The following is a 10,098-nucleotide window of genomic DNA, read 5'->3' as shown; positions in this document are numbered from 1 at the left end:
CCAGCCAGGAACTTCTCCCGCCACTCGCTCAGCACCGCTGCCGTGACGCCCAACTCTCGGGAGAGGGCGTCGAGCTCCTCGCCCTTGAGCAGACGGAGCACGGCCTCCTTCTTCCGCTTCGCCGAGAACCGACCGCGCTCTGCCGTCCTGTCCTGCTTCTGATTCTTCACATCCACCTCACGAGGGGGAGGCTATCCCCCAGAAAGGTGTCTCAGGAATCCCTGGGGCGGAGGACAGGTGTGCAGCGAGGAGCACCCCGCCGCCGAGCAGTCCCTCACCGCCGGCACCTGAGCCGCGGTCCGTTTCCTCGCGAGGCCCGGGCTTCATGTCCGGGCCTCGCTGTCGTTCATGTCGTGACACGTACCGGCCGTGCGCTCCGACGGTGAACCACTCCCCAGCCCCCAGGCAGCCAGGCATCCCCCGCACTTTCGCTTGTGTCCGCCTCCCCTGCTCCGTAGGTTGCGGGCAGTTATATGGGCTCCCATACAAATCGACCGTCACCACCCCCGGAGGTATCCGGAGAGGTGCGCGCGGCCATGGACGGCGTGCGGCGGCTGGTACGGCTGCTGCGAGTCTCCGCTCGCGCTTCCGAACGGCTGGTCGGTATCAGCGGCGCCCAACTCTTCATCCTCCAGGAACTGGCGGAGAGCGGGCCCTGCTCCATCAATACGCTCGCGGAGCGCACGCTCACGCACCAGAGCAGCGTGTCCGTCGTCGTCACCAGGCTCATTGAGCAGGGGCTGGTGAGCCGCCGCCGCTCCGACGAGGACGGCCGCCGCGTGGAGGTGGCGCTGGAGCCCAAGGGCCGCGCGCTCATCCGCAAGGCGCCGCCCATGGCCCAGGCCCGGCTCATCTCCGGGCTGCGCGGGATGAAGCCCGACGTGCGCGCGGGACTGGTCCAGGGGCTGGACGCATGGGTGCGCGCCCTGGGGCTCGACGGGGACGTGGCCCCGCTCTTCTTCGAGGAAGAAAACGCGCGCCCTTCGCGGCGCGGAAAGACACAGGAGCACACCGATGAAGAAACCTGATGGGGAACGCATCGAAGAGGGCCTGGGCGAGGGCGCGGAGGCGCGTTCCAGCCTCCCCGTGGCCCCGTCGATGGGCCCCGCGCTCGCCAGCCTGCGCACCCCTCCCGTCTCCGTGTCGGTGGACTCCCGCACCGTGCTCATCAGCGGCATGGCGGTGGTGCTCGCGGTCGTCGCGGGCCTGGTGGCGCAGGGGCTGGGCTCCCTCATCCACTTCGTCACCAACCTGGCCTTCTTCGGGCGCCTGTCCGTGCAGCCGGTGTCGCCCGGAGACAACACGCTGGGCGGCTGGGTCATCCTGGTGCCCGTGGCGGGCGCCATCATCGTGGGGTTGATGGCGCGCTACGGCTCGCGGGCCATCCGGGGCCACGGCATCCCGGAGGCCATGGAGCAGGTGCTGTTCAACCAGAGCCGCATCCCGCCCCGCATGACGCTGCTCAAGCCCCTGTCGGCGGCGATCGCCATCGGCACCGGCGGCCCGTTCGGCGCGGAGGGGCCCATCATCGCCACGGGTGGCGCGCTGGGGTCGCTGCTGGGACAGGTGCTCCACGTCACGGCGGACGAGCGCAAGGCGCTGCTCGCCGCGGGCGCCGCCGCGGGCATGGCCGCCACGTTCGGCGCGCCGGTGTCCGCCGTGCTCCTGGCCGTGGAGCTGCTGCTGTTCGAGTTCAAGCCCCGCTCCGTCATCCCCGTGGCCCTGGCCACCGCCACCGCCACCGGCGTGCGCATCGCCTTCATGGGCGGCGCGCCCGCGTTCGCCATCCCGGACCTGACGACTCCGTCCGGCAGCGCGCTCGCGTTCTACGGCGTGATGGGCCTCTTCATCGGCGCAGCCTCCGTGGCGTGCACGCGCGCGGTGTACTGGCTGGAGGACATGTTCGAGAAGCTGCCCATCCACTGGATGTGGTGGCCCGCGCTGGGCGCCATCGTCGTGGGCGTGGTGGGCTTCGTGTCCCCGCGCACGCTGGGCGTGGGCTACACCAACATCGAGGACATCCTGTCCGGCCGCTTCGTGGGGACGGCGATGCTCGTCTTCTGCGCGCTCAAGTTCATCTCCTGGTCCGTCGCGCTGGGGAGCGGCACTTCAGGAGGAACGCTGGCGCCCATCTTCACGCTGGGCGGCGGCCTGGGCTCCGGCCTGGGGTTGCTGGCCACGCAGCTGTTCCCCAGCCTGGGCGTGGACGTGCGCGTCGCGGCGCTGGTGGGCATGGCCGCCCTCTTCGCGGGGGCGTCACGCGCGCTGCTCGCGTCGGTGGTGTTCGCCTTTGAAACCACGCGGCAGCCGCTGGGCCTCTTGCCGCTGCTCGCCGGCTGCGCGGCGTCCTACCTGGTGTCCGCGCTGCTCATGCGGCACTCCATCATGACGGAGAAGCTGGCCCGCCGAGGCGCCCGCATCCCCACGGAGCTGGGCGCGGACGCGCTGGGGACGGCGCTCGTGCGCGACCACGGCCTCAAGCTCGTGGTGACGCTGCAGGCGGACATGCTCCTGGAAGAGGTGCGCACGTGGCTTGCGTCCGACGCCTCGGGCTCCAAACACCAGGGCTTCCCCGTCGTGTCCCGGGAAGGGACGCTCGTGGGCGTCGTCACGCGCAGGGACCTGCTGGATGGCCTCGCGAGCGAAGGCCGGCGGCTGCGAGACGTGGTGAAGCGGCCGCCCGCGGTCGTCTTCGAGGACAGCTCCCTGCGCGAGGCGGCGGACCTGATGATGGACGAGGGCGTGGGCCGCCTGCCCGTCGTCTCCCGCGCGCAGCCCCAGCAGGTCGTGGGCATCCTCACCCGCAGCGACCTGCTCGCGGGCCACCGGCAGCGGCTGGCGAACGAACGCACGCGGGAGCGCGGCCTGGGCCCCACGCGTCCTCCGGCGCCCCGCCCCGCGTGAGCGCTCCGGCTCAGGTCGTCGCGGCGACCCGGGCCGGACCTGCCTTCGCCTCCTGCTCGCGGCGCAGCGCCGCGAGCGTCTGGCGGATGCCTTCCGCGTAAGGCGTCTTCTGCACCGTGCCCAAGAGGCCGCGCAGCGCGGAGTCGTCCATCAGCACGGGGTTCGTGAGCAGGTAGTACATCTCCACCAGCTCGCGCATGAAGGGATCGAAGAGGCCCGCCAGCCGGACCATCCCCTTCCCCATGGCCATCGTCTTCGGCGCGTGGCCCGTCTGCGCGAACATCTCCTTCACCATCTCGCGCTGCGTGGTGGCGCCCGCGCCCGCCAGGTTCCAGAAGCGGCCGTACGCGCGCGGCTCGTCCATCAGCGCGGTGACGATGGGGCCCACGTCGTTCACGAAGACGAACTCATGCGGCGTGTCCAGCGGCCCGATGAGCGGCGCGCGCTTGCCCTGGTTCGCCGCGACGAAGGCCCGGTACAGGAAGCTGCGCTCCACGCCTGGCCCGTAGAAGTCCGGCAGCCGGAGGATGGTGCCTTTGATTCTTCCCGCGGCGTCCGCCTCCAGCAGCAGGTCCTCCTGCGCCTTGCGCATGCGCCCCTTGTAGGAATTCGGCTCGCGCGGATGGGACTCCGTCACCGTCGCGGTGCGCGGCAGGCCGTAGGGATAGACCGTGCCGATGAGCACCACCCGCTCCACGCCCTCCGCGATGGCCGCGTCCAACGTGCGGCGCATCAACTCCGGGTGCAGGTGGAACTGCCAGTAGTTCACCCCCACCATGTAGATGAGGGTCCGCACGCCCCGCGCCGCGGCCCGGATGGAGGCCGGGTCCTCCGGATTCCACATCACCACCTCCGCTCGCGGATCCGCGCCGAACTCCCTGCGCAGGCTGCCCTCCGAGCGCCCCACCACCCGGTAGGCCCGCCCCTGCGCCTGGAGCGCCCGCGCCACGGACTGACCGATGACGCCCGAGGCGCCGAACAACGCCACCGTTTCCATGTCGCTCTCCCGGAAAATTGAACGGTCGAACTTTTTATGAACACCGTTCGGTGAACGCCGTTCATTTATTGCTGTCCGTTCGTTACGTCAAGGCCTACCCTCGTGACATGGGCATCACGGAGCGCAAGGAGCGACAGCGGGCGGAGCTGCGGGAGAACATCCTCCGGGTGGCTCGCGACATGGTGATGAAGGAGGGGTTCGGGGCCCTCTCCATGCGCAAGCTGGCGGACGCGGTGGAGTACGCGCCCGCGACGCTCTACCTGCACTTCGAGAACCGCGACGCCATCGCACGGGAGCTGTGCGTGCGCGGCTTCCAGGAGCTGCTCGCGGCGCTGGAGCCGCCGGCCACCGTGAAGGAGCCCGTGGAGCGGCTGTCACGCATGGCGGAGGCCTACGTGGCCTTCGGCCTGGAGCGCCCGGAGACCTACCGCCTCATCTTCATGGAGGACCCCAAGCTGTCCGCGGAGCTCTTCCAGGACAAGCAGCACGGCGAGGGCCCCCGGTCCTTCGCACTGCTGGTGAGGGCCTTCGAGGACCTGAAGGCAGCCGGCCGGGCCCCGGAGGCCACTCCCGCGGAGCAGCTGGCGGAGGTCTTCTGGGCGGGGCTGCACGGCATCATCAGCCTCAAGCTCACCTGCTCCGGGTTCCAGGGCTCACCGGCGGAGGCGCTGGCGCGAACCCTCGTCGCCTCGCTGGTGCAGGGCCCGAAGCCCGCGCGGCGCTCCCGGTAGCTTTCGCCTCCACCCGCCGGGTGGCGTCCCGCGGCACGGCGCGGCCACGTGCCCGATACCGTCTTTTTACGTCGTGTATTGGATAGGGCCCTGTTTCATGGGGGAGGCTGGCGGGCGACCGAAGGGCCGCCGACTGGCATCCCGGTAACACGCCGTGTGAAGATTGGACGTCCCATGAAAAGGTCCCTTTCAACCCATCCCGGTGAGTCGGGCCAGGTGCTCGTGGAGTCCGCGCTGGTCATCCCGGTGATGGTGTTCCTCATCCTGGGCATCCTCCAGCTGGGGACGCTCCACCACGCGCGGCTGATGACGGAGTACGCCGCGTACCGGGCGGCGCGCGCGGGCATCGTCAACAGCGGCGACTGCGAGATCATGAAGAAGGCCGCCTACGCGGCGGTCCTGCCCACCCTGGGCCCCCCCAGCTCCGGCGGCAAGGGCCGGGTGGACACGCTCATCAACGTGGCGAAGGTCCATGACGCGTACACGGTCGGAAGCCAGGCCGCCCAGAACCAGCGCTTCCAGCAGGTGGACCTGGAGCGCGTGCGGGTGGAGGTGACCAACCCCCGGCGCAGCCAGCTGCCCACCCTCTTCGCCTCCTACGGCTCACACATGCAGGGCCTGGAGGTGGACTACGACGACATCCGCAATGCGCAGGTCATCGAGGCCAACCTCCTCACGGTGCGCATCACCTACTTCTATGAGATGCGCATCCCGTTCGCGAACTGGCAGCTGCACGCGTTCTACATGGGCCGCGAGGCGCTGAACGGCCTGGCCATGCGGGGCGTCAACTTCACCACCCAGAAGGTGAACGGCGGCAGCCTCACGGACCACCTGGAGGACGCGGGCGCGGGCCAGAGCCCGGACCACAAGAAGATCCGCACGCTCGCGGACAGCAACGTCTTCGCCATCCCCGTCGTCGCGACCTATTCGATGCGCATGCAGTCCAACCTCCTCAACAGCGGCTCGCACGGCCCCAACGCGTGCGCCGTGGACGGCTAGCGTCTCCCCCGGCGCCGGCCAGAAGGACCCCCTCGATGTTTCGGATTCTGCGGAGGCTGCGGCGCGACGAGCGCGGACAGGCCATGGTGCTGGGGGTGGTGGTCATGCTGGTGCTGGCCGTCACCGTCATGGTGTCGGTGAACATCGGCCAGGGCGTGTACGAGAAGATCAAGCTGCAGGACGCCGCGGACGCGCAGGCGTACTCGCTGGCGGTGAAGGAGGCGCGGGCCTACAACTTCCTCGCGTACACCAACCGCGCGATGATCGTGCACTACTCCGCGATGCTCACGGTGATGTCCTACGTGAGCCACGCGGTGTACCTGGACCGCACCATCGGCGTGGCGGCCAAGTACCTGCAATACATCCCAGGCATCGGCGCCGTCTTCGCCGCCGTCTCCACGGCGATAAAAACGTGGAAGGTGACGGTGGAGACCGTCTCCCGATTACTCATCCCGGTGCTGACAGCGCTCAACATCGCGCTGTGGCTGGCCCAGGAGGCGATGCTGACGGGCACCCTCTTCGACCTCTACACCTCCAAGGGGCACGGGAACGTCATCGAGACGACCGACCCGAAGGCGGTCGTCACCAAGGACATGAATTCAGGGGACTCCTTCACGAAGACCGCCACGGTCTCCGCGTTGTTCAAGAACTCGACCGACATCAACTACTCCAACGCCAAGAACTTCCTGCACGTCCTGGACGACGGCCCCTTCAGCAGCAGTCCCACCATGGGTGTGGACCCCACCGGCATGATGACGCGGGGGAAGCTGGTGACGGGCAACAAGCTGTCGGATCCGAACATGGCCAAGTACCGCCTGCTGATGGGCAACCTGGCCAACGGCGTGCGCCGGCGGTGGACGGCCGAGGGCGAGGGGCCCATCCTCATCGGGCGCAGATGGGAGTTCCGGCTGTGCGTCGTCATTGGCGAGCTGCGCATCCGCAAGACGGCGGACAGTCAAATCAAGAGCTTCGACGAGAACTTCGAGAACAACCGCAAGGATCAGCTCTTCGCGTCGGACGACATCCGCATCGAGGTGCGCCCCACCTGCTTCATCTTCGGCTGGAGCGACGTCTTCCGGCTGCGCTTCCGGGCGGCGGCGGACAACCGGGGCGGCTTCCACCAGGAATACGGCTCCAACAAGACGGATGACCACCACCCCTGGATGGGCATCACGCCGTTCGTCACGTCCGACACCAGCTTCGTCACCCCCCGGCAGAACCACTTCGGCTACCCGTGCAACCTCATCGTCCTGGGCAAGGACATGGGCGCGGACCGCACCGGCAACAAGCCGGTCTACGAGATGGAGAACCTGTCCCAGAACGCGTTCATGGCGGGCAGCGGCAGCGGCGAGTACGACAAACTCCTCAAAGAGAACACCCAAGAGGGCATCCGCGAGTCGTACCTGGACATGACCTGGCGTTACGTGGGCGGCAAGCAGGACGGCTACGCGGCGGACTTCCGCGAGCGCACGGGCGGCATGATGGCCATGGCGGTGGGCCGCGCCATCTACCACCGGCCCAACGCGTGGAAGGAGGAGCCCAACTTCTTCAACCCGCTCTGGACCGCGCGACTGGCGCCCATCAACACGCACTGGGACGAAGACCACCTCAAGTGGATGGTGCCCGCCTGGGAGGACAGCGAATGGCTGCTCAACGGCATCAACTACTGACGCGGCCGGGCCGCCGCGCGGCGCGGGGTTCAGCGACGGTGGAGCTGGCGCTCCTGGCGCCGCTGCTCGTCGTGCTGGTCCTCTGGGCGAACTACTTCTGGGAGGTGCAGCGCGCGCGCCTGAAGATGGCGGAGATGGCGCGCTTCGTGGCCTTCGAGCGCACGGTGCGCCAGGACCTCAACGCCGTCGTCGCCGAGGCGAGGACGCGCTACCAGGACCTGGACGGCTCCACCAAGACGGGCACGCTGGGCACGGCCTACCGCAACGGGCTCACCATCAACGTCCAGGCCCGGAACGCGGAGGCGCCGCTCGAAGAGGTGGGGATGTCCGACATGGGTGCGCAGTCGGGCGTGGGGGGCATCGCGGCCGCCGCGGTCAGCGCGCTGGGCGGCTCGCCGGCGCAGCTGGCCCAGGACATGGGCTTCGACCCCAGCGTCGGGGCGGTCCAGACGGACGTGCAGATCCGCCTGGTCAACCGCATCATTCCCCGGGAGATCGCGCTCTACACGACGGGCTTCGACGGCAATCAGCTGGACCTCAACTTCGAGGAGCACTTCTACCTCTACCACGACACGTGGAGGGCCTGGGGGCCGGGTGAGAATCCCGCGCAGACCTATCCACGCGTGGAGCAGCTCACGCACGACCGCTCGAGCAACATCGTCTACGCGGGCGTGAGCGGCGGGACGCTGAACTCCATCGGGTCGGTGCTGGGCGTGCTGGGGATCGACTTCCCCTTCTCCGATGAATACATCCGCCAGTCCGTGGTCATCCGCGAGGTGCCGGCCGCGGGCAACTTCAACGCGGTCCGGCCCACGCGCACGGTGCCCGGCGACGTGCTCCAGGCCGCCTACTGGCGCAACGACACGAGCTACTGCTACGGCAACTGCGAGCCCAGCGCCATCAATACCAAGCGTGGCCTCTCCAGCTCCACCGGCCGGGATGCCAACTGGCCCATGCGCGCGTACCGGTGCCGGGGCAACTTCTTCCAGGGCGCCACCATCTCCAACGCGCCGGAATCCATCTACACGAAGTCCACCTCCGCGGCGGCGGCGTACTTCCACTACAGCGACGACGCCTGCACCCTCCCATGAGTGGGCTGACGGACCGCACAGGCGCGCTCACGCGCTGGCTGGGCCTGGGCGGACTGCTCGCGCTCGTGGCCACCGCCGTGGTGTTGAAGGATCCGCCGGCTCCGGCGACGGCGCTCCCGGCGAAGCCGCCCTCGCAGCCGGAGGTCGCCCTGCCCCCGGCGCCGCCGTTCCCTGACGCGGGCGTGGGCAAGTTGATGCGCGTGATGCCGTCCTTCCCCGGCGCGGTGATGGTGCCCATGGGCCGGCTGATGACCAATGGCAGCCCCATGGAGATGGGCTACTTCGACACGGATCATCCGCCGGGCGAGGTGCTGGAGTACTACGCGCGGGAGTTCCGGCTGCGCGGCCGCAACATCGTCACGCAGGACGACGGCTCGGGTGGCGGCTCCGTGAACTACTACGACGAGCGGATGGGCGCGCTGGTGGCCGTCACCACCATCCGCGCGGGCGGTGCCACGACGCGCACGCTGGTGTTCCCCTCGCTGGTGGAGGCGCCCGAGGGCATCCACCTGCAGGGGACGGCGCCCGCGTCGCTGCCGCAGCCTCCGGGCGTGGTGACGGTGCTGCGCCTGGACGAAGGCAGCGGCGGCGCCAGCGCGGGCAGCACCACGCTCACGCAGGTGGCGCATGGCACGCCCGCGATGCTCGCGGAGTTCTACCGGGCGCAGATGCCCTCTCGCGGCTACATGCCTTCGGGCGGGCGCCTGGCGAAGGGCGTGGAGCTCCTGGAGTTCGAGCGCCCCGGTGAGCGGCTGTCGCTGACGCTGTCGCCGCTCGACAAGGACGGTCCCCCCGAATCCCTCATCACGTTCGTGATGGAACGTGCCCCTCTTCCCCAGGAGTCGAATCGATGAATGGCTGGTTGTCGCGAGGCTACCGGTGGCTGCGGCGTCCCCGTTCGCGGGGGCAGGCCATGGCGGAGTTCACGGTGTTGCTGATGGTGTTCATTCTCACCGGCGTCTCCATCACCACGTTCGCGCCGGATATGTTCGCGGCGCTCACCATCTACATCCGCGGCTTCTACTGCGTGCTGGGCTACCCCTTCGGCTGAGGCCCCGGCTCAGGGCACAGGCAGCCGGGGCAGCGTGAGCGGCACAACGTCCAACATGGGACGGGCTCCGGTGCCGCTCTTGCGCGCCGTCCAGGTGACCTCCGCGTCGCGCAGGGACTCCACGCCGAACACCGGCACCGTGGCCGCCGTCACCACGGTCACCTGCTCGCCGGACGCCAGGCGGAAGGTCTGCTCCCGTCCCTTGCCAGCGAAGAGGCCGGTGCGCAGGTCGGTGTCGCGCTGGCGGACGGGCGCGCCCCGGAGCGCGGCGTGGTCCGCGACCAGGTCCACCGGGATGGCGACGGGGGTGTTGGGCGGCACGGTGATGGCCAGCCGCTCCACCACGGCGCGGCCGGTACCGGCGCGAGCCACCCAGGCGATGATGAGGGCGCGGGGCGTCGTCTGGTAGTCCAGCTCCACCTGGTAGAGCGTGTCGCGTTCGCGCGGCGTCTCGCCCACGACGGCGGCGCGCACGGGGAAGGTGACCTGCTTCGAACGGACGGTGTATTCCACCCACGTGCCCACGACGGGCTGGAGCTGGCCGTAGAGCAGCAGCGGCGGCACCAGGGCGCGTGCCTCCGCGAGGCGCTCGGGGGCGATGGGCGGATCCTCGGGGGCGGGCGTTCCCGCGTCGGAGGTGGCCACCGTCGTAGTG

Annotated in this window: 11 protein-coding genes; 8 read left to right on the top strand and 3 right to left on the bottom strand. The window is 69.5% G+C overall.

The features are described from left to right. Nucleotides 1-176 (bottom strand): transposase (locus D7V77_RS45215; protein ID WP_233597470.1); only part of this gene is annotated, 176 nt, incomplete at its 3' end. Nucleotides 177-524: 348 nt separating this feature from the next. Here D7V77_RS45215 and D7V77_RS37160 point away from each other — a divergent pair. Together D7V77_RS37160 and D7V77_RS37155 are read left to right on the top strand one after the other, a co-directional pair. After that, entirely contained in the window at nucleotides 525-1,028 is a 504-nt protein-coding gene (locus D7V77_RS37160; protein ID WP_233597469.1) for a MarR family winged helix-turn-helix transcriptional regulator, read from the top strand. Beyond that, a complete protein-coding gene (locus D7V77_RS37155) occupies nucleotides 1,015-2,904 on the top strand; it encodes a chloride channel protein (RefSeq protein ID WP_120580986.1) in 1,890 nt (629 codons plus the stop codon). The genes D7V77_RS37160 and D7V77_RS37155 overlap by 14 nt, the downstream gene beginning before the upstream one ends. Nucleotides 2,905-2,914: 10 nt before the next feature. Here D7V77_RS37155 and D7V77_RS37150 read toward each other — a convergent pair whose 3' ends face one another. Next, nucleotides 2,915-3,901 (bottom strand): NAD-dependent epimerase/dehydratase family protein, encoded by a 987-nt coding sequence (locus tag D7V77_RS37150; protein WP_120580985.1) that lies wholly within the window; start codon nucleotides 3,899-3,901, stop codon nucleotides 2,915-2,917. 107 nt (nucleotides 3,902-4,008) lie between these two features. On the opposite strand from D7V77_RS37150, the gene D7V77_RS37145 reads away from it, so the two are divergent. From D7V77_RS37145 to D7V77_RS37120, 6 genes are all read left to right on the top strand, one after another. Continuing rightward, nucleotides 4,009-4,632, top strand: a complete 624-nt coding sequence (locus D7V77_RS37145) for a TetR/AcrR family transcriptional regulator (protein ID WP_199733954.1) — start codon at nucleotides 4,009-4,011, stop codon at nucleotides 4,630-4,632. A 174-nt stretch (nucleotides 4,633-4,806) separates the two neighbouring features. Then, a complete protein-coding gene (locus D7V77_RS37140) occupies nucleotides 4,807-5,631 on the top strand; it encodes a TadE family protein (protein WP_120580983.1) in 825 nt (274 codons plus the stop codon). A gap of 35 nt (nucleotides 5,632-5,666) precedes the next feature. Further along, entirely contained in the window at nucleotides 5,667-7,301 is a 1,635-nt protein-coding gene (locus D7V77_RS37135; RefSeq protein WP_120580982.1) for a pilus assembly protein, read from the top strand. Beyond that, nucleotides 7,274-8,392: a pilus assembly protein gene (locus tag D7V77_RS37130; protein WP_233597468.1), complete on the top strand. Its 1,119-nt coding sequence runs from the start codon at nucleotides 7,274-7,276 to the stop codon at nucleotides 8,390-8,392. The genes D7V77_RS37135 and D7V77_RS37130 overlap by 28 nt, the downstream gene beginning before the upstream one ends. Next, complete coding sequence (locus D7V77_RS37125) at nucleotides 8,389-9,246, top strand: hypothetical protein (protein ID WP_120580980.1); 858 nt, start codon at nucleotides 8,389-8,391, stop codon at nucleotides 9,244-9,246. Before D7V77_RS37130 ends, D7V77_RS37125 begins: the two co-directional genes overlap by 4 nt. Beyond that, a complete protein-coding gene (locus D7V77_RS37120; RefSeq protein ID WP_120580979.1) occupies nucleotides 9,243-9,443 on the top strand; it encodes a hypothetical protein in 201 nt (66 codons plus the stop codon). Before D7V77_RS37125 ends, D7V77_RS37120 begins: the two co-directional genes overlap by 4 nt. A 9-nt stretch (nucleotides 9,444-9,452) precedes the next feature. Here D7V77_RS37120 and D7V77_RS37115 read toward each other — a convergent pair. Then, on the bottom strand, nucleotides 9,453-10,098 hold a 646-nt coding region (locus D7V77_RS37115), incomplete at its 5' end, for a hypothetical protein (RefSeq protein ID WP_120580978.1).

The sequence above is a fragment of the Corallococcus sp. CA041A genome, from assembly GCF_003612075.1.
Classification (GTDB): domain Bacteria; phylum Myxococcota; class Myxococcia; order Myxococcales; family Myxococcaceae; genus Corallococcus; species Corallococcus exiguus.
The sequence above is the reverse complement of the archived record's forward strand: the minus strand, read 5'-3'. Positions and strand labels throughout refer to the sequence as shown.

Excerpts from the sequence above, each read along its gene's own strand:
- D7V77_RS37155 (WP_120580986.1), top strand. The coding sequence starts at position 1,015 with ATGAAGAAACCTGATGGGGAACGCATCGAAGAGGGCCTGGGCGAGGGC.
- D7V77_RS37150 (WP_120580985.1), bottom strand. The coding sequence starts at position 3,901 with ATGGAAACGGTGGCGTTGTTCGGCGCCTCGGGCGTCATCGGTCAGTCC.
- D7V77_RS37145 (WP_199733954.1), top strand. The coding sequence starts at position 4,009 with ATGGGCATCACGGAGCGCAAGGAGCGACAGCGGGCGGAGCTGCGGGAG.
- D7V77_RS37140 (WP_120580983.1), top strand. The coding sequence starts at position 4,807 with ATGAAAAGGTCCCTTTCAACCCATCCCGGTGAGTCGGGCCAGGTGCTC.
- D7V77_RS37135 (WP_120580982.1), top strand. The coding sequence starts at position 5,667 with ATGTTTCGGATTCTGCGGAGGCTGCGGCGCGACGAGCGCGGACAGGCC.
- D7V77_RS37130 (WP_233597468.1), top strand. The coding sequence starts at position 7,274 with ATGGCTGCTCAACGGCATCAACTACTGACGCGGCCGGGCCGCCGCGCG.
- D7V77_RS37125 (WP_120580980.1), top strand. The coding sequence starts at position 8,389 with ATGAGTGGGCTGACGGACCGCACAGGCGCGCTCACGCGCTGGCTGGGC.
- D7V77_RS37120 (WP_120580979.1), top strand. The coding sequence starts at position 9,243 with ATGAATGGCTGGTTGTCGCGAGGCTACCGGTGGCTGCGGCGTCCCCGT.